The organism is Deltaproteobacteria bacterium, from assembly GCA_022340465.1.
GTDB lineage: Bacteria > Desulfobacterota > Desulfobacteria > Desulfobacterales > B30-G6 > JAJDNW01.
In genome coordinates this window covers 29321-48081 of the sequence record JAJDNW010000074.1, presented here as the reverse complement: position 1 = coordinate 48081, position 18761 = coordinate 29321, and the positions used below count along the sequence as shown (strand labels likewise).

Below are 18761 nucleotides of genomic sequence, written 5' to 3'. Positions count from 1 at the left end.
AATCGCAACGTTTTGCACTCAAAAGCCCTTTGGTCTTCCCCAAAAGAGACGATCACGTCAATGGTGCGCAAGTCGTCGGCGATGCTTCCCAGGGTTTGCGTTTCGACACTCTCGACCGACGCCTTCCAGGTATACCCGTCGAATTTAACTCCGAAATCACCGCTGTCATCCGTCATTTCATCGGCAGGCCGGCTCTCGAAATCGGCGATAACCTGAGCGGCCAGCAAAGGCGCCATGGCGTTAAATTTCTGCTCGATGTTCATGGAAAGCGTGCGGGAGAAATTACCGTAGATCGCCAGGAGAGCGATGGCGATAATTGCAAGGGACACCATCACTTCGAGCAGGGTGAAGCCGTGGCGCCTGTCTGTGGCGCGTCGCGGGGGTATAGAAAGGGGCCCTTTCCGGAAACAGACCGTCGGTTCAGTCATCAAATTCAGCATAGTCTTCAACATACTCGACATACGGCAGAAAGGGCTCGAAAAGAAACGAAAATTGTCGGTCGGTGCCTTGCTGCATGTGGATCAGGGCTTTGTCGGAATAGCCCTTGGCATAAAAATAGATGTCGGCCCGTCCCGTGCTGACCTTGCCCCTCACCGGATATTCCACATCCACGACGGACACGTCTCCCTTCAACAAAAAGGCTTCTTTTTCGGCCTTCTCGAGCGCCGCATCCTCCATATCCGGAGTCGAAACCCACAGTTTGCCGGCATCCACGTCGACATGCAGGATGTAGGTCTTCTTTTCGCGGGCGGACTGCTGCTTAAGATGGTGCGCCTGGGTAATGAGCCAGCGTGCCGTTTTTTTTCTCTGGTCGACGAGAACATTGTCCCTGAAGCGGGGCATGGCCACAGAGAAGACAATGGAAATAAGGGCAATGACCACTACAAGCTCTATCAGTGTGTACCCGTCCTCCCGAAGCGTTTCGTGGCCCTTTTCGACCGTTTGCACGACCCTCTCGATTGGACTGGTCACTCCAGTTCCCAGTTGCTGATATCTTTATCCTTGCCCTCCCCTCCGGCAACGCCGTCGGCACCGTAGGATACGATGTCGAAATCCCCGTTCACCCCCGGACTCAGATAAACGAACTCGTTGTCCCAGGGGTCTTTGGGAACCCTGCCTTTTTCCAGGTAGCCGCCTTCCCGCCACCGCTTGGGTATGTTGCCCGTATCGGGCTTTTCGATGAGCGCCTGCAGTCCCTGCTCCGTGGTGGGATAGGAGCCGTTGTCCAACTTGTAGAGACGCAGACTGGTCTCCAGACTTTCGATGGTCATTTTGGCTTTCATCTGTCTGGCCTCCTCCGGCCTTCCCATGATCCTGGGAACGATGAGGCCGGCCAAAATTCCCAGAATGACGATCACCACCATCAATTCGATTAGCGTAAAACCGAGGTTGCTGCTAACCCTATGATTTATTGTTGAATTCATTAATCCTCCATATGGTATAAAGGCATTTCCTAGCTTCAATAAATGCGTGGCACGCGCATTTATCCGACCAGCTGATTCATTTCGAATATCGGAAGACAGATGGACAGAACGATAAACCCCATGATCACCCCCATGCCTAAAATCATGAGAGGTTCCAGCAGGGAAGTCATGCTGAGGATGCTGGCTTCGGCCTCGTTTTCGTATACCGTGGACATTTTATCCAGCATCGCCTCCAGTTCTCCGCTCTGCTCACCCACCTGGATCATCTGAATGGCAAGATCGGGGAACACCTCCGATCGGTTCAGAGAAATACCCAGCCCCTGCCCTTTGCTTATATCCTCGGTGGCATCTTCGATGGCCCTGGATATCAAGCTGTTGCCGGTGATATTTTTTACGATTTCCATGGATGCCAGCATGGTGACGCCGTTTCTCAGCAAAGAGGAAAGGGTCCGGGAGAATCTTGCCACCGACAATTTCCGCGACACCGGCCCAAACAGGGGCAGGCGCAACACCGTCTTGTCGAAGACGTAGCGCCCCCTGCTTGTTTTCCTGGCACTCCTGATACCGAAGGCGACCAGCCCGCAGGCGATCAGGACCAGCCACCAGAATTTTTTTAAGAAAGCGCTGACAACGATCAACACCCTGGTGGGGGCCGGCAACACCTGATTCATGTCCGTAAAAATGGACGTTATGGTCGGTACGATAAACGTCAGCAGAAGGAAAAGCACGATGATCCCGATGCACAGCATGAGCACCGGATAGGCAAGAGCAGTCCGGATTTTGCTCTTGAGCGCCTGCTGTTTCTCCGTTATGTCCGCCAGCTGATCCAGGACGATCTCCAGGGTCCCCGATGTTTCTCCGGCCCGCACCATGTTGGTGTAGAGCCCGGAAAAGACATGAGGAAATTTCGACAGAGCGCCGGCAAAGCTGTTGCCCTCCACGATTGAATCCTTGATCTGGACCATGATTTTTTTAAACGGTTTGTGGCGCGTCTGGGAAATGAGAGCGTCCAGGGCCGAAACCAGAGGGAAACCGGCCCCCAGCAGGGTAGCCATCTGACGCGTCATCATGGACAGGTCGGACTGCTTTACGCGTGAGAACAGAGAAAAAACGGCGGGCCTCTCTTTTTCCACCCTGGCACCGGTGTCGGCGCTCTCTTTGATGGCGGTGGGAAAGGTCTTGGAAGTCCTGAGCTTCTGGCGGGCGGCCGTCGCGCTGTCGGCGTCGATGATCCCGGTTACCGATTTGCCCTTCGAGTCGAGAGCGGTATATTCGTAAACAGGCATAATTCAGCCACGCAATTCTTGTCATAACCGTTTGAAAATACAAAGGCTTACATTTTAGGATGCAATAAACCCGGCGCCCAGGGTTCAATTATAGTAGATCCCATTTTTGTTGTAAATACCCTTGCCTCATTAATATGGATTTTCACGAAAAATTAATCAAACCATGCACCGCGTGGCATTCAACCGCCTTGAAAATATCAGGGAAGGCCCTGCACGCCATTCGAAGCGTTTTTCTCACAACCACTCTAATAGCACAAGCCATGAGCTATGATCTTTCGGCTATGGGCTCATCTCTATTTCGCTCGAATCCTTGGACCCAATTGTTCTCAACAATGCATTATTTTCTTGCAATTGGAACGGACGGACATTATGATGCGCTACATTCGAAAATGAGAGTACCGGTGTCCATTCGCACTCTCCTGAAATTATAGGTGGAAACCATGTCCAAGGTTTTTCGACCCAGTAGTCGTGAAGCGAGCATACTTTCGCGGATAGAGTCATCAAAGGAGCGCGCCCGGCGGTTTGCCATCAAGGCGGTCATCGAATGTATCGATCCCTTGAGCAACGCCATCGCCATGAAGCTTGTTGAGAGCAAACTCGTCGAGACCACCAACAAGAACGGTCTTGAAAAACAGATCAACGGTTGCCTCGACAAACTAACCCGTGCGGAAGACTTCGATATCGATTACCAGATAGCGCCTTTCAGAGGCCTCATCAACAACCCTCACGTTGTCAGCATCTATGTCACCGCCTTCGTCATCGAGCAGGTTATCAATCACAAGGACACCGTGGACATATACGGATCTGACGAGGAGATCTATTTCTGCATCAACCAGCAGGTCAAGAAGTTCATTCCCGGCTAAAACCTGTCGCCCGTGGTATGTAGTCCGTGGCTTTCGATCCATTACCGGCCACCGACCACAGGCAACAGCCCTTTCTCACCGTCTGATCTTCTCACCTTCCTGAGTTGCAGTTAAAACCCTGGTCTCTAGAATCAAAAGGGGAGCCTGGGAGGTGTTTTCCAAAGACATGCGCACCGGGTTCACCACCGATTCGGAATATCCCCGTTCCACGGAAACACGCCTGCCGTTCAGCATGAACACGCCCCGGCCCTCGACCACCAGGACATGCCACAGCAGGTCTCCTCGGAACGACTCGCGATAGGTCGATCCCGGCGTGATATACCTTTTGACGATTTTCAGATCGTCCTTGTCTTCAAGCAGCGTGCTGCGCCCCCAGGGGTGGTTTTCGGCGTTGTGCTTCTGGTACTCCCGGCGCCGCTGATGTTTGAGAGTGCCGACAATCTCCTTGACGTCGCGGCTGTGTTCAAGGTCTGAGACAAAAACGGAATCCGATGTTTCCACGATGACTACCCCATCGATGTGGTTGGCGGCTATCAATCGGTCATGCCCCAGGATGAAGCAGTTGGTCGCATGCTGCACCACCACATCACCGCCGATCACGTTGTTGTCTGCATCCTTGGGTAAAAAATCGTAGAGCGATTTCCAGGACCCGATGTCACTCCACCCGAAATCGGAAGGCAGCACCACCCCTTGCGACGTATTCTCCATGATGGCGCAATCGAAGGAAATATTCGGCAGTCTTTGGTATTCGGCCTCTTTTATCGGCCGGCCTTTGTCGAGAAGCGCCTTCATTGTCTGCAGCATGTCCGGCGCCAGGCGTCTGTACTCATCGGCCATCACCCTACCCTTGAAAGCAAACATGCCGCTGTTCCAGAAAAAATTGCCCGCCCGGATATAGGCCGCGGCAGTGTCGCGGTCCGGTTTTTCGACGAAGCGTTCGATGGATAACGCACGCCGGTCAACAGCGTCCCTGCCTTCGATGTATCCGTAGCCGGTTTCGGGATAGGTCGGTTTGATGCCAAAGGTAACGATAAACCCCTGGTCGGCCAGCGATGCCGCCCTGTTTAAGTGGTCGTGAAACCGGTCGACATCGCGAATGACATGGTCGGCGGGAAAAACGAACAGGGTTGCGTCCGCATCTTCCCGCAGTATGTTCAGCAGTGCCAGCAAAATGGCGGGCGCCGTGTTGCGTCCGCATGGTTCCGGTATGATTTTGTCTTCCGGTCTCATGCCCAGTTCGGACAGCTGTTTCCCCGTTTCGCTGAAGTGCTCCTGCCCGCAGACAATGCGCACGTTTTCCCGGTCCAGCACCGGGGCAAGGCGCCGGATGGTCCCCTGGACCAGTGAGTCCTCATCGATGAAGTTGACCAGCTGTTTCGGGTACAGTTCCCTGGATACCGGCCACAGGCGCGTTCCCGAACCGCCGGCAAGCAGTACCGGGAAAATATGGTCTTTTTTTTCATGCACGCGCAGCCCTCCATTTCGCTTTTGCATGGTTGCGTTTTATGGAACTGCCGGCCTTGTCGCACAGCGTCTCGAGCGCCTGATAGCCCAGCAGCGCGGCGACATCCTTTTTCAGGGCGCCGCCGGCCTTCAGTTTCAGGGATTCAGGCAACGCGATCACCGCCTCGGCATTCTCGGGGTTCCTCAAATGCAGATAGGCGGCGCACGGACCGGCATGCGCCTTCAGGATGCCCTGCAGGGCCTCCAGCACCCCCCGGTCGATTCTCGTCACTTCAAGATTCAGGTGGATACTGGCCGTCCAGGTCTCCTCGGCCTTTTCGATGGACACGATTTTGTCGGCAATGATTTTCACCGAATTTTCATCCTTTTGGACCCGGCCCTCCACCAGGACAGGGTTGTCGTCGGTCAGCAGCTGGTTGGCCTCGGCATACACGGAGGAGAAGACGACAATTTCGGTTGAAGCGTTCATGTCCTCCATTGTCACGAAAGCCATGAGGTCGCCCTTTTTGGTTCTGATCACTTTGCTGTTGGTCACGATGCCGGCAATGCGCACCACGGCGGCATCGTCGAGGTCCTTGATTCCCAGGATGTCCGCATTGGTGAATTTTTCGATAATGGCACCATAGCGATTCAGCGGGTGCCCGGTTATGTAGAATCCCAGCGCTTCTTTTTCCATGGACAACAGCTGTTTTTCATCCCACTCATCGGCGTTGGGAAGCGGCGGGCGATTGATGCCCTGGGATTCTGTGCAGACGTCGAAAAGTCCCATCTGGGGATCCGCCTTTTCCTGCTGAATGGTCTGTCCGTAATCCATTATGTCTTCGAGGGCGGAATGGAGACAGGAGCGCGCCGCCCCGGTGCAGTCGAAAGCGCCGCACTTGATCAGGCTCACTAGAACGCCCTTGTTGACCTTGGCGGGGTCCACCCGCTGGCAGAAGTCATACAGGGACTCGAAGCGGCCCTCCTTTCGGCTGGCGAGAATCGATTCGATGGCTGCCTCGCCGACGTTTTTAACGGCCACGAGCCCGAACCTGATCTTTCCTGCGGATACGGTGAAAGCAATGTCGCTTTCGTTGATGTCGGGCGGCAGCACCTCGATGTCGTGGTTGCGGCATTCGGAGATGTATTTGACGACGCCGTCCGAGGAGTGCATCTCGCTGGTCAACAGCGACGCCATGAATTCCACCGGGTAGTGCGTTTTGAGATAGGCCGTTTGGAAGGCGATGAGCGCATAGGCGGCGCTGTGCGACTTGTTGAACCCGTATCCGCCGAATTTGGCGATGAGGTCGAATATCTGTGCGGCTTTCTGGACATCGATACCGTTTTTTTCGGCGCCGTCAATGAAGCGTTCGCGATGCTTGGCCATGATTTCGTGGATCTTCTTTCCCATGGCCTTGCGCAGGTCATCGGCCTCGCTCATTTCGTAGCTGGCGAGCACGCCGGCGATCTTCATGACCTGTTCCTGGTACACGATGACACCGTAGGTTTCCTTCAGCAGGGGCTCAAGTTCGGGCACCAGGTATTCGACCTTCTTTTTGCCGTGTTTGCGTAAAACGAAATCGTCCACCATGCCGCTGTCGAGGGGCCCCGGTCGGTAGAGCGCCACAAGGGCGATGACATCGTCGAAGCATTCCGGCCGCATACGGATCAAGAGATCCTTCATTCCCGAGCTTTCCAGTTGAAAAACGCCGGTGGTGTCGCCCGAAGCCAGCAGCCGATAGGTGGCCGCGTCGGTGAAGTCCAGCGTCTCCAGATCCGGCACCTTCTTCTTCTGGCTCGCAATCAGTTTCAAAGTGTTGTCGATGACGGTCAGGTTGCGCAGGCCCAGAAAATCGAACTTGACCAGGCCGATTTTCTCCACGACCTTCATATCGAACTGGGTGACCACCTCTTCTTTTTTTCCGGTATAAAGCGGAAGATACTCCACCAGCGGTTTGTCGGATATAACCACGCCGGCGGCGTGCGTCGATGCATGGCGCGGCAAGCCTTCCAGCACACGCGAAATCTGGATCAACTCCGCGATCTCCGGTTTCTGCTCCGCCAAAGCCATGATCTTGGGTTCCTGCTCGAGGGCATCGTCGAGGCTGATATTCAGAACATCGGGAACCATTTTGGCAATGGCGTCGACTTCGCTCAGCGGTATGTCGAGGGCGCGGCCCACGTCACGGATGACCGCCCGGGTTTTCAGTTTTCCAAAGGTGATGATCTGGGCGACCTTTTCACCGCCACCATACTTTTCAACCACGTATTTGAACACCCGCTCCCTGCCGTTGATGCAAAAGTCCACGTCGATATCCGGCATGCTCTGGCGGGCCGGGTTCAGGAAGCGCTCGAAAATCAGGCCGTGTTCGATGGGATCGAGATTGGTGATGCCGAGCGAATAGGCGACCAGGCTTCCGGCGGCCGAGCCCCTGCCGGGCCCCACGGGGACGTCGTTTTCCTTGGCGTAACCGATGAAGTCGGCCACGATCAGGAAATACCCGGGGAAACCCATCTCCTTGATCAGAGCGATTTCCTTTTCGATCCGTTCCAGATAGACGCGCTCGTCGAGGTCCGGATTCCGCCGGCGGGCCTGCTCGAGAATACGCTGGAACCCCTTGCGCGTCTTCTCTTCGAAAAGCACGGCTTCGTCCTGTCCCGGTGGTGTGTCGAACCTGGGGAAGTGGTAGGTGTTGAAATCGAATTCCACCTGGCAGCGTCCGGCGATGGCGACCGTGTTGGCGAGCGCTTCAGGCCGATCGGCAAAGTAAGCGGCCATATCTTCCCCGGCCTTGAAGTAGAGCTGGTCCGTACCGAATTTCAAACGCTCCGACATCTGAATCGTCTTACCGGTCTGAATGCACAGCAGCGCATCGTGGGCCTTCACGTCGGTGGCATTCAGATAATGGCAGTCGTTGGTGGCGACGAGCGGGATCGACAACCGGTCGCTCATCTCGAACAGGGACCTGTTGACCGTCTCCTGGACGTCGATGCCATTGTTCTGCACCTCCAGAAAAAAGTTGCCCTCCCCGAAAATGTTCAGAAACCGGTGGGCCGCCGCATCCGCGGCTTCGCTGTCGCCCTTGCGGAGCAGTCGCGGAATTTCACCCTGCAGGCAGGCCGTCAGGGCGATCAGCCCCGAGCTGTGCGCCTTCAACAGCGAGTGGTCGATGCGCGGTTTGTGGTAGAATCCCCTGATGCGGGCGATGGACGCCAGCTTACATAAATTCCGGTAGCCCTCCTGATTCTCACAGAGCAGGATCAGGTGCGTCAGTCCACGGTGATCCTCGGGGGTTTTGTCGTCGATCGTGCGGGGGGCGACATAGCATTCACAACCGATAATGGGCTTGACGCCGGCCTTCAAGGCCTTTTCATAAAATTCGATGGTGCCGAACATGGTCCCGTGGTCGGTAATGGCCACGGACTCCATTCCCAGCTCCCTGGTGCGGTCGAACAGCTGGTCCAGCCTGATGGCGCCGTCCAGAAGGCTGTACTGGGTGTGGACGTGGAGGTGAACGAAATTTGTGTTTTTGTTATTCATGGTCGACATCTAATCATACGTCTGATTTGAGAAAGGAAAGCCATGCGCCTTCGGTCAAGACCGAAGGCTTGGAGCCAAGGATCCAAGGGCCTCAGGGGGTCAAGTGAAAATAAGCTTACAGGTCATAGCTAATTGCTGATAGCAGGCTATGACCTACTTACTATCAGCTATGAGCTTTTCCATGGAGCCCTCGAACCCTCTTTCCGTAGGGCATATTAATCCAGCCGGTAGTTAGGCGCTTCCTTGGTGATGATCACGTCGTGCACATGACTCTCGCGGAGGCCGGCGGCACTGATTTTTATGAAGCGGGCTTTCTGCCGCAGTTCTTCGATCGTGACACATCCCAGGTAGCCCATGCCGGCCTTGAGTCCCCCCACCAGCTGATGGATGTTGGAAGCGAGTGTCCCCCGGTAGGGCACGCGCCCGACGATTCCCTCGGGAACCAGTTTTTCGTCATCCTCATCCTCGCCTTGGTAGTACCTGTCCTTGCTGCCCTTCTTCATAGCCTCCAGAGATCCCATTCCCCGGTAGACCTTGTAGCTTCTGCCCTGATAGAAGATGGATTCCCCGGGACTTTCCTCGGTGCCGGCAAACAGGCCGCCGACCATAACGGTGTGCGCGCCGGCGCCGATGGCTTTGGCAATATCACCGGAAAATTTAATGCCGCCGTCCGCAATCAACGGCACACCGCTTTTTTCCGAGGCCTCCCGGCAGTTCATGATGGCCGTCATCTGAGGAACGCCGACCCCGGCCACGATGCGTGTGGTGCAGATGGACCCGGGGCCGATACCGATCTTGACCGCATCGACGCCGGCCTCGATGAGATCCTGCGCGCCTTTGCCCGTGGCCACGTTCCCGGCCACAATCTCGATATCCTTGAAATCGCCTTTGAGAATCTTTACGGCGCGGATGACATTTTCAGAATGGCCGTGGGAGGTGTCGATGGCGATGACGTCCGCACCTGCGCGCAGCAGATTTTCCGCCCTTTCCTGCATGTCTTCGCCCACGCCGACGGCGGCGCCCACGCGCAAACGCCCCATGCTGTCCTTGCACGCGTTGGGGTACTTCTTGATTTTCTCGATGTCCTTGATCGTAATCATCCCGGTAAGCTTTCCGTTTTTGTCGACCACCAGGAGCTTTTCAATGCGGTGCTTGTGGAGAAGCTTCTTGGATTCTTCCAGGGGGATGCCCTCCGAAACGGTGACTAGGTTGTTGCTGGTCATGACCTCGGAGATTTTCTTTTCGGTGTCGGATTCGAAACGCAGGTCCCGGTTGGTCACGATGCCCACCAGTTTGTCGCCTTCCGTAACCGGTACCCCCGAAATTCTGTATTTTTTCATCAATTCGAGAACGGCTTTGACCTTTTTTTCGGGGTGTATCGTGACCGGATCGACAATCATTCCGCTTTCCGACTTCTTGACGCGATCCACCTCCAGAGTCTGGGTCTCGATGCTCATATTCCTGTGGATGAATCCGATGCCGCCGGCCCGCGCCATGCTGATGGCGGCGCGCGCTTCGGTAACGGTGTCCATTGCCGCGCTGACAATAGGAATGCTCAAATCGATATTCTTTGTGAGGCGGGTGCTAACCCCCACATCTCTGGGTAATACAGCGGAATAACTCGGTATCAGCAAAACATCATCGAACGAATATGCCTCTTCGGGGGCGTTCTCCAGCATTATGTCCTCCTGTCTCGATGGTAATGGAGCCTCGACACCGCCCGGGCGCCGGCGTTGGCTTGCGGGCCATACCGTCTAAACCGTTTCGAAGCATACCATATTGGGTGTAAAGTTGCCCACCCAATACCAGATGTCGTGGTGATTGGCAATCATTTCTTGACATGCACCCACCGCCATAGTAAACGCCAAATTCTCATGCTGATCAACATCAATCCCATAAATCCGCAAGAAAGACTCATCCGCAACGTGGCGGAAGTTCTCAAGCAGGGCGGCATCATCACCTACCCGACCGACACCTATTACGGCATCGGCTGCGACATCATGAATAAAAAGGCCATCGAAAAAATTTACCGGATAAAAAAGCGCAACAAGAACAAGCCCTTCAGTTTTATCTGTTCGGGATTGAAAAATATCAGTCGCTACGCCAAGGTTTCGAATTATGCATACCGGACCATGAAGCGTCTTTTGCCCGGGCCGTACACCTTTATCCTGGAGGGATCCAAAATGGTCCCCAAAATGATGCTGACCAAGCGTAAAACCGCCGGCATTCGTGTCCCCGACAACCGGATATGCATTGCGCTCATTCAACAGCTCGGCAATCCCATCCTTTCCACCAGTGCGAGTCTTCCCGAACACGGCATCCTGCACGACCCTTCCCTGATTCAGGATCATCTCGGTAACCAGCTGGATTTGGTGATCGACGGCGGGCCGGTACCGGGCAGCCCCTCGAGCGTGATTTCGCTGATCATGGACGAACCGGAAGTGCTGCGGGAGGGATTGGGGGATGTGAGTGTCTTCTACTAGTACACTTCAAATCAAGCTGGGTAATGCACCTGCATCTTTTCTCTTTTCTGGCTGAACATTCGAATTTCCAATAACCAATAACGAATGATCAATATCCAGCCGACGGCAAACTTGATTATTGAAAATTGGATATTGATAATTGGTTATTCGGCCCGCAGTTACTGAATTATTCGCCGCCGGGCCTGTAAATGTAGCCCCCCTGCAGGCCGTTTCCCGCGATTTTTGAGATAAGGTCGTTGAGAACGGATTCAGAGAGGTATTTCAAAAAGGAGAACTTCTCTTCTCGTTTGTAGACGGCGGATATCTTTCCTTCGACCCCGGCCAGTCTTCCCGCCCACTCGATAGCGTCTTCCAGGTTGCCCAGGCGATCTATGAGGCCCTGTTTCAGGGCTTCCTCACCGGTGTATATGCGTCCATCGGCCAGTTTCTCCACCGCGGACAGTTCCATGTCACGCCCCTTGGCGATCGCCGCTACGAATTGCCGGTGGGTCTGATCGACGAAGTATTGCAGGGTTTTCCTTTCCTGGGGAGTCATCTTGCGGGTGGGAGACCCCATGTCCTTGAATTCGCCGCTTTTGATGACCACCGGGGTAAGGCCGATTTTATCGAGCAAGCCTTCGAAATTGGTGTAACCCATGATAACCCCGATGCTTCCCGTAATCGTACCGGGGTTGGCGATGATACCGTCAGCGGCGGCGGATACGTAGTATCCTCCGGAAGCGGCCACCGATCCCATGGAGGCAATCACTTTCTTCACGAGGACCGTTTTTTCGATCTCGCGATAGATCTCCTGCGAAGGCCCCACGACCCCTCCGGGGGATTCAACCCGCAGCACGATGGCCCTGATGGCGTCATCCTCGCGGAACCGTTTGATCAAGCGGATGGTTTCGGCGGAATCGGCGATAACCCCTTTTATTTCCACGACACCGACCTGGCCGCCTTCGTTCTCGACGATGAGATCTGAAAAATCGGTCTTTTCCAAACCTTTTACCACCAGGAAGGATACAATGATGACCGCCGCACTCAACATGGTGCAGCATATCATCAAAAAAAACAGGTAGGGATGTCTTCTGGTGAACATAACAAAAGAGCTCCGGCGGGTGTCGCCGCCGGAGCTCTTTTATTCATAGCGGCGCAGCCGCGTCACATAACATTGCCCCAAGGCGATGTTATTCGTCGTTCAGTTTTTCCTGTAGATTTTCCCGAAGGATTTCACCGAATGAAGAGGTGGCCGGTCCCATGTTGTTGACGTATTCCGTCAGCAGCTCCTGGTCATCCTCGATCTCCATGCGCTTGATGGAAAGGCCGATTCTTCTTTCGTCACTGTTGATGTTCATCACCCTGGAGGTAATCACATCGCCGATGTTGAACATCCCAACAGGCGTTTTGATTTTTTCCTTGCTGATTTCCGATACGTGAACCAGTCCTTCGATGCCTTCCTCGAGTTCGATGAAAATCCCGAAATCGGTGACGTTGGTGACGGTTCCGGTGATCTCTTTGCCGACTTCATACCGCTCGCCGACCGTCTCCCACGGATCGGCCTGCAGCTGCTTGATGCCGAGTGAAAACCGCTCGTTATCCTTGTCGATTTCCAGAACGATCGCCTGGATCACATCGCCTTTTTTATAAAGCTCGGAGGGATGCTTGATGCGCTTCGTCCAGGAAATGTCGGATATGTGAACGAGTCCGTCTATGCCTTCGTCAATGCCGATAAACAGTCCAAAATCGGTGATGTTCTTGATTTTACCTTCGATGGTCGTGCCCACCGGATATTTCTCGCTGATGACGTCCCACGGATTGGGGACCACCTGTTTCATACCAAGAGAGATGCGGCGGTTGTCAGGCTTGATGTCCAGAACGACGGCGTCGATCGATTCCCCGGCGGAAACCAGCTTCGAAGGATGGCGGACCTTACGCGTCCAGGACATCTCCGATACGTGTATCAGCCCTTCGATCCCCTCTTCCAATTCGACGAATGCGCCGTAGTCCGTGAGGCTGACCACCCTTCCGGTGACGCGGGCGCCCACCGGGTAGTGTTCGGCGGCCGAAAGCCAGGGATCCTCGGTGAGTTGTTTCATACCGAGGGAAACACGCTCCTTTTCCAGATCGAGATTGAGAACCTTGACCTTGATCTCATCGCCGATGGAAAACATCTCGGAAGGATGTTTCACGCGCCCCCAGCTGATATCGGTAATGTGCAGCAGACCGTCCACGCCCCCCAGGTCGACGAACACACCGTACTCGGTGATGTTCTTGATGATCCCGTCCACGACGCTGCCTTCTTGAATGGAGGCAAGCGTAGCGGCGCGTTTCTCCTCGCGCTCTTTTTCCAGGATGACCCTTCGGGACAGAACGATGTTACTTCTTTTGCGGTTGTACTTGAGTATCTTGAATTCATAGGTGTTGCCGACCATGTCGTCAAGATTACGGATGGGTCTGAGATCCGCCTGGGAGCCGGGCAGAAAAGCCTGCACACCGATGTCGACGGAAAAGCCCCCCTTGACCCGATTCGTGATGACGCCCTCGACAGTTCCATCGGCATCATGGGTTTTCTTGATGTCTTCCCACACCTTGACCTTGGCTGCTTTTTCCTTGGAAAGCATGACGACTTCGTTTTCGTCGTCCCACCACTCCACCATAACTTCTACCGGATCGCCCACCCCGGCTTTTATGTCTCCATGCTCGTCCTTGAATTCATGAATGTTTATCTGCCCTTCGGATTTGTATCCGATATCGACGAGAACATGATCCTTATCGACAGATATGATTTTTCCGATGACGACTTCGCCCTCGGCGAACCTTTTAAAGCTCTCCTCATATATGTCCATCATCTCTTCCATGCTCTGGTCCTCGTCCAGGCTTTCAAGTGATGCCCCCGCATCCTTTTCCACGCCCTGCGCATCCTGTGATACCTCGGCAGGCTCTTCATTCATGACTTCCTTGGTAGAGTCGTTTTCCACAAATTCTTCCATTAAAAAAAATACCCCCTTAGCCGATTTTGAACTCTTCTAATACATACCTTAACCTAGGAATGATAACAGTCCATTGAACATAATTCAAGCTATAATTTACTAAATTGAACGATTTTCGGATTCGACACCGATGCAGGGAACCTGACCCGCCAGGCTTGAGAACCTGCTTTCTGTCCCTAAAAGCCCTCAATCACCCCCCGACAGCTTCGACACATGGCGGTACATCGCTTCCACCACGCGATCGATGGTCATGTCGGTGGAATCGATGGCGATGGCGTCGTCAGCCTTGCGTAGCGGGGCTAGGGACCGGTTGCTGTCGTTTTCGTCTCTACGCCGGATGTCGTTTTCCACCGCCTCCATACTCTGGCCGCTTTCTCCCTCGAATTCCCTGAAACGTCTCGCCGCCCTCATCTGAACCGAAGCGTCCAGATAAAACTTGACGTCGGCCTGGGGGAAGACCACCGTACCCATGTCACGTCCCTCGAACACGGCCTTTTTTTCTTTTCCCAGTTCACGCTGGATGTCCAGCAGAAACTTTCTCACAACCGGCCTTGCCGATACAGCCGATGCGGCCATGGCGATCCGCGGTGTTCTGATCCTATCGGTGATGTCTTTTTCATTCAGCATCAGCCGGGTGCTTCCCTCCCGCACCGTGAAACCGATTTTCATGCCGGCGAGCATCTTTTCCAGCCCTTTGTCGTCCGCCGGGTCTATCCCGGCATTTGTGGCGGCAAATGCAATGCCCCGGTAAAGCGCTCCGGTGTCCACATAGCGGTATCCCAGGCGCCGTGCAAGAATCCTGCTGACAGTTGTTTTGCCGGCGCCTGCGGGACCGTCTATGGTCACGATCATGGGATGCACCTCTTTATTCCTTCAGCACCGCTTCGAGCGCTTCGACAAAGCGTTCATTTTCTTCCGGCAGCCCGGCCGTTACCCTTATGTACGTGGGGAAGCCGTACGACGTCATCGATCGGACGATGACACCTTCCCGCAGCAGGCGCTCGTAAACCTCGTCGGCACGCCGACCCACATCGATGAGCAGGAAGTTGGCCTGTGAAGGGAAATGCCTGACAGCGATCTTTTCCATCCGGGCGGCAATGGTGTCTATCCCCGTGTGCACCAGCTTCACCGTTTTTTCCAGAAAAGCGGTGTCATCAAGCGCCGTCGAGGCGGCAGCCTGGGCCAATGAGTTGACATTGAAGGGCTGCCGCACCCGGTGCAGCAGCGATGCAAGGTACGTCGGCATAATGCCGTAACCGATGCGCAGGCCGGCCAATCCGTACGCTTTGGAGAAGGTTCTCAACACCACCAGAGCCCTGTCGTCGTCGACATACCGGAGGCTTTCCACGCAGGTTGAGTCACGCACGAATTCGACATAGGCCTCGTCGACAACGATCACCACGTCCGCGGGCAGGGCGTTGACAAAGCGTTCGAACGCATCCTTGTCGATGCAGGTTCCGGTGGGGTTGTTGGGGTTGGTCAAAAAAACCATGCGGGTTTCTTTGCTGATCCCGGCGGCCATGCCCTCAAGATCTATTGCCAGATCTTTCAAAGGGACGTAGACGGGTTTCGCGGATGCACTGCGCACCATGATATCGTACATCAGGAATGACGGCTTGGGAATGATGACCTCGTCACCGGGCATCAGCAGTGCGCGCGTCAGCATCCCGATGATATCGTCGGAACCGGCTCCCAGAACGATCTGATCCGCTGCAACGCTCAATTTAACCGACAGTTTCTGCACCAGATCCCATCCGCCGCCGTCCGGGTACCGGTTGAGGGCTTCGATGGCATCCTGAAGCGCCTTTTTTACCAGGGGAGACGGTCCCATCGGATTTTCGTTGGAGGCCAGTTTGATCGATTCCGAAATGCCGAGCTCACGTTCCAACTCAGCCATGGGCTTACCCGGAACATAGGGGGCAATGGACAAAACGGAATCCGAAACCTTCAATTTCACCATGAGACCGGATTAATCCTTTTTGGCAGCTTCGATCCCCGCCTCGATGGCTTTCATGTTCAGCGGGATGAGTTTTTGCTTATGGGCGAATTCCTCCGCCACGGACGCTTTGAGCGCTTCGATACTGACGACGCCGCTTCTGGCCACAAAAGCCGCCAGGGCGATAATGTTGGCCGCCTTCACATTTCCCAGCTCTTTGGCGATCTCCACCACCGGCACAATCAGCTCGTCGACATCGTCTCTGCCGCTGTCCACGGAGATCAAAGACCCATTGATAAACACGGTCCCGCCCGGCTTCACGGCGGGAGCGAACTTCTCCAGAGACGGACGGTTCATCGCCACCAGATGCCGCGGATTTCTGATGACCGGGGAGCCGATGGGTTGGTCACTGATCACGACGGTACAATAAGCCGTCCCTCCACGCATCTCGGGTCCGTAGGAAGGCACCCATGACACTTCGAAACCCTCCTCCATTGCGGCGTGGGCGAGAATTTTACCGATCAGCATGATGCCCTGTCCGCCAAAGCCGGCAAATTGAACTTCATTCTGCATTATTCGTCCTCCGGTGTCTTGAGTTCCCCGAGTTGATAGTAGGGCAACATGTTCTCTTCCGCCCACTGAGTGGCTTCCAGGGGCGTCATCCCCCAATTGGTCGGGCAGGTGCTGACGATTTCCACCAGGCTGAAACACTTTCCTTCCAACTGATACTGAAAAGCCTTCTTGATGGCCTTCTTGGCCTTGACGATGTACTTGGGCTTGAGAACGGCCTGCCTGGCGATGTAGGCGGGCGTTTGCAAGGCTGCCAGAAGCTCGGCGACCTTGATCGGCATGCCCACCTCTTCGACCTTCCTGCCGAATGGCGAGGTGGTGGTTCGCTGCCCCGGCATGGTGGTCGGCGCCATTTGTCCGCCGGTCATTCCATAAACGGCGTTGTTGACGAAAACCGTCGTGAACTTTTCACCCCGGTTGGCTGCGTGGATGATTTCTCCCATGCCGATACTGGCCAGATCCCCGTCACCCTGGTACGTGAACACCATCAGGTCGGGGCGCACACGCTTAATGCCAGTGGCCATCGCCGGTGCCCGGCCGTGAGCCGCCTCCTGGAAATCGAAGGTGAAATAGTTGTATGCCAAAACGGCACATCCCACGGGTGCAATGCCTACCGTGCGCCCCCGTATGCCGAGTTCGTCGATCACTTCGGCCACGAGCCTGTGAATCACCCCGTGGGTGCACCCGGGGCAATAGTGGGTCACCTGTGTGGACAATGCCTCCGGTCTAGCGAATGTTTTTCCCATTTGTCGTCTCCTTCAAAGGCTTACAGCCTTTTATTGTTTCCTAAGGTGAGGTGTTTTTAAGCGCATGATGACAAAAGCGTCAACGGGCCGCCTCTCACAGCAGCGTGTGCATGAAATCGATGACTTCTTCCGGGGTGGGGACATCGCCGCCGCACTTGCCGAACCACTTGACCGGCTTGGTTCCGCGAACGGATCGTTCGATGTCCTCTATCATCTGCCCCATGCTCATTTCTATGCTGGCTACGACACTGCAGTGATCGACATCCGCGGCTTTCCTGATCTCCTCCTCGGGAAAGGGAAACAGTGTCTGCGGCCGAATCATGCCCACCTCGACGCCGGCTTCTTTCATGTGGTCGATGGCGGTGCGGCACACCCTGCTCATGGTGCCGTAACTGACGATTAGCGCCTTGTAGGGAACGTCGGTGTTGTAGGCCTCGAAGCGCACCTCTTCCCGCTTCATTTTTTCATATTTCGCTTTGAGCACCAGGTTGTTGTCGTTCAACTGCTTCGGGTCCAGAAAAAGGGATTTTACCAGGTTGCGCTGATCGCTTTTGCGGGTGTCCATACCGCTTGTGGCCCAGGCGTCGTTGTTCAGAGGTTCTTTTTTAAGCGTTTCGGGAAATTCCACCGGTTCCATCATTTGGCCGATGAGCCCGTCGCCGAGGATCATCACCGGATTACGGTACTTTTCCGCCAGCGGGAAGGCATCCATAACCATTTCCACAGCCTCCTGGACACTGGCGGGGGCCATCACCAGCAGCCTGAAATCGCCGTGGCCGATACTTTTGGTGGCCTGGAAGTAATCGGCCTGAGATGGGAGAATGCCGCCCAATCCGGGTCCGCCCCGCATAATATTGACGAACACGGCGGGACACTGTGCGCCGGCTATGTAACTGATCCCCTCGCTCATCAGGCTGATACCGGGACTCGAGGAGGTGGTGAAAATTCTGGCTCCGGCCGCAGAAGCACCAAATATCATATAGGAAACCGCAACTTCGCTTTCACCCTGAAGAAAGACGCCGCCAACCTCGGGCATTCTTTTGGACAGGTATTCCGCGACCTCGGACTGCGGTGTTATGGGATAAGCGAAATAGTTGAGGCATCCCGACCGGATGGCCGCCTCCCCGATTGCCTCGTTGCCTTTCATCAATACTTTAGCCATGGTTCCCTCCCAGGTTGATAACACCGTCGATGAGTCCCGCTAGGGTCGACCATCGACAGTTGATCTTTTGAAATAAGGTTGCATGAAGATGACGGTCGCCGGCGCAAAACGGCTCACACCTCCTCTTTCTCTGCTATGGTGATGGCCACATCGGGACACATCCGGCAGCAGGTCGCGCAGTAAATGCAGTCGTCGGGCCGCGCCTGATAAGCCGGGAAATATCCTTTGGGACTGACCTTTTCGGATAGCTCCAACACATTTTTCGGGCAAACGGCAACGCATAAACCGCACCCCTTGCAGTACTCGATATCGATTGCGTAATCATAGGCCATCGT

17 protein-coding genes are annotated in these 18761 nt (G+C 54.9%); 2 read left to right on the top strand and 15 right to left on the bottom strand.

Annotated elements, in window-relative coordinates; translation table 11 throughout:
• The 4 genes from LJE94_11895 to gspF all read right to left on the bottom strand — a co-directional run.
• A partial coding sequence (locus LJE94_11895; protein MCG6910811.1) for a prepilin-type N-terminal cleavage/methylation domain-containing protein occupies positions 1 to 428 on the bottom strand: 428 nt, incomplete at its 3' end.
• Entirely contained in the window at positions 421 to 972 is a 552-nt protein-coding gene (locus LJE94_11890) for a type II secretion system GspH family protein (GenBank protein MCG6910810.1), read from the bottom strand. The genes LJE94_11895 and LJE94_11890, both read right to left, overlap by 8 nt.
• Complete coding sequence (gene gspG, locus LJE94_11885; protein MCG6910809.1) at positions 969 to 1424, bottom strand: type II secretion system major pseudopilin GspG; 456 nt, start codon at positions 1422 to 1424, stop codon at positions 969 to 971. Before gspG ends, LJE94_11890 begins: the two co-directional genes overlap by 4 nt.
• Before the next feature lie 59 nt (positions 1425 to 1483).
• Positions 1484 to 2710, bottom strand: coding sequence for a type II secretion system inner membrane protein GspF (gspF, locus tag LJE94_11880; protein ID MCG6910808.1), 1227 nt, complete (start codon positions 2708 to 2710; stop codon positions 1484 to 1486).
• A gap of 440 nt (positions 2711 to 3150) precedes the next feature.
• Between gspF and LJE94_11875 the strand changes: the two genes are divergently transcribed.
• Positions 3151 to 3573: a hypothetical protein gene (locus LJE94_11875; GenBank protein ID MCG6910807.1), complete on the top strand. Its 423-nt coding sequence runs from the start codon at positions 3151 to 3153 to the stop codon at positions 3571 to 3573.
• Between the two features lie 75 nt (positions 3574 to 3648).
• Here LJE94_11875 and LJE94_11870 read toward each other — a convergent pair whose 3' ends face one another.
• From LJE94_11870 to guaB, 3 genes are all read right to left on the bottom strand, one after another.
• Positions 3649 to 5040 (bottom strand): mannose-1-phosphate guanylyltransferase/mannose-6-phosphate isomerase, encoded by a 1392-nt coding sequence (locus LJE94_11870; protein MCG6910806.1) that lies wholly within the window; start codon positions 5038 to 5040, stop codon positions 3649 to 3651.
• Positions 5033 to 8557, bottom strand: a complete 3525-nt coding sequence (dnaE, locus tag LJE94_11865) for a DNA polymerase III subunit alpha (protein ID MCG6910805.1) — start codon at positions 8555 to 8557, stop codon at positions 5033 to 5035. Before dnaE ends, LJE94_11870 begins: the two co-directional genes overlap by 8 nt.
• Before the next feature lie 215 nt (positions 8558 to 8772).
• Positions 8773 to 10236: an IMP dehydrogenase gene (guaB, locus tag LJE94_11860; protein ID MCG6910804.1), complete on the bottom strand. Its 1464-nt coding sequence runs from the start codon at positions 10234 to 10236 to the stop codon at positions 8773 to 8775.
• Between the two features lie 195 nt (positions 10237 to 10431).
• Between guaB and LJE94_11855 the strand changes: the two genes are divergently transcribed.
• The gene (locus tag LJE94_11855) at positions 10432 to 11040 is read left to right on the top strand and encodes a threonylcarbamoyl-AMP synthase (protein MCG6910803.1); all 609 of its coding nucleotides are present in this window, start codon (positions 10432 to 10434) and stop codon (positions 11038 to 11040) included.
• A 166-nt stretch (positions 11041 to 11206) separates the two neighbouring features.
• On the opposite strand, the gene sppA is transcribed toward LJE94_11855, so the two are convergent.
• From sppA to LJE94_11815, 8 genes are all read right to left on the bottom strand, one after another.
• Entirely contained in the window at positions 11207 to 12121 is a 915-nt protein-coding gene (gene sppA, locus LJE94_11850) for a signal peptide peptidase SppA (GenBank protein ID MCG6910802.1), read from the bottom strand.
• 88 nt (positions 12122 to 12209) lie between these two features.
• Entirely contained in the window at positions 12210 to 14012 is a 1803-nt protein-coding gene (locus LJE94_11845) for a 30S ribosomal protein S1 (GenBank protein ID MCG6910801.1), read from the bottom strand.
• Positions 14013 to 14198: 186 nt separating this feature from the next.
• Entirely contained in the window at positions 14199 to 14873 is a 675-nt protein-coding gene (gene cmk, locus LJE94_11840; protein MCG6910800.1) for a (d)CMP kinase, read from the bottom strand.
• Positions 14874 to 14877: 4 nt separating this feature from the next.
• Positions 14878 to 15969 carry a histidinol-phosphate transaminase gene (gene hisC, locus LJE94_11835; GenBank protein ID MCG6910799.1) on the bottom strand — a complete coding sequence of 364 codons (1092 nt, stop codon included), beginning with the start codon at positions 15967 to 15969 and terminating at the stop codon, positions 14878 to 14880.
• 12 nt (positions 15970 to 15981) lie between these two features.
• Positions 15982 to 16521, bottom strand: coding sequence for a 2-oxoacid:acceptor oxidoreductase family protein (locus LJE94_11830; GenBank protein MCG6910798.1), 540 nt, complete (start codon positions 16519 to 16521; stop codon positions 15982 to 15984).
• Entirely contained in the window at positions 16521 to 17264 is a 744-nt protein-coding gene (locus LJE94_11825) for a thiamine pyrophosphate-dependent enzyme (protein ID MCG6910797.1), read from the bottom strand. Before LJE94_11825 ends, LJE94_11830 begins: the two co-directional genes overlap by 1 nt.
• A gap of 94 nt (positions 17265 to 17358) precedes the next feature.
• Entirely contained in the window at positions 17359 to 18426 is a 1068-nt protein-coding gene (vorB, locus tag LJE94_11820; protein MCG6910796.1) for a 3-methyl-2-oxobutanoate dehydrogenase subunit VorB, read from the bottom strand.
• 113 nt (positions 18427 to 18539) lie between these two features.
• On the bottom strand, positions 18540 to 18758 hold the full coding sequence (locus LJE94_11815; protein ID MCG6910795.1) for a ferredoxin family protein: 219 nt from the start codon (positions 18756 to 18758) through the stop codon (positions 18540 to 18542).
• Positions 18759 to 18761 lie beyond the last annotated feature (3 nt).

What these genes read in the sequence shown, in the direction of transcription:
- gspF (MCG6910808.1), bottom strand. Translation starts at nt 2,710, where the DNA reads ATGCCTGTTTACGAATATACCGCTCTCGACTCGAAGGGCAAATCGGTA.
- sppA (MCG6910802.1), bottom strand. Translation starts at nt 12,121, where the DNA reads ATGTTCACCAGAAGACATCCCTACCTGTTTTTTTTGATGATATGCTGC.
- LJE94_11825 (MCG6910797.1), bottom strand. Translation starts at nt 17,264, where the DNA reads ATGGGAAAAACATTCGCTAGACCGGAGGCATTGTCCACACAGGTGACC.
- LJE94_11875 (MCG6910807.1), top strand. Translation starts at nt 3,151, where the DNA reads ATGTCCAAGGTTTTTCGACCCAGTAGTCGTGAAGCGAGCATACTTTCG.
- guaB (MCG6910804.1), bottom strand. Translation starts at nt 10,236, where the DNA reads ATGCTGGAGAACGCCCCCGAAGAGGCATATTCGTTCGATGATGTTTTG.
- dnaE (MCG6910805.1), bottom strand. Translation starts at nt 8,557, where the DNA reads ATGAATAACAAAAACACAAATTTCGTTCACCTCCACGTCCACACCCAG.
- LJE94_11830 (MCG6910798.1), bottom strand. Translation starts at nt 16,521, where the DNA reads ATGCAGAATGAAGTTCAATTTGCCGGCTTTGGCGGACAGGGCATCATG.
- LJE94_11845 (MCG6910801.1), bottom strand. Translation starts at nt 14,012, where the DNA reads ATGGAAGAATTTGTGGAAAACGACTCTACCAAGGAAGTCATGAATGAA.
- LJE94_11815 (MCG6910795.1), bottom strand. Translation starts at nt 18,758, where the DNA reads ATGGCCTATGATTACGCAATCGATATCGAGTACTGCAAGGGGTGCGGT.
- LJE94_11855 (MCG6910803.1), top strand. Translation starts at nt 10,432, where the DNA reads ATGCTGATCAACATCAATCCCATAAATCCGCAAGAAAGACTCATCCGC.
- gspG (MCG6910809.1), bottom strand. Translation starts at nt 1,424, where the DNA reads ATGAATTCAACAATAAATCATAGGGTTAGCAGCAACCTCGGTTTTACG.
- vorB (MCG6910796.1), bottom strand. Translation starts at nt 18,426, where the DNA reads ATGGCTAAAGTATTGATGAAAGGCAACGAGGCAATCGGGGAGGCGGCC.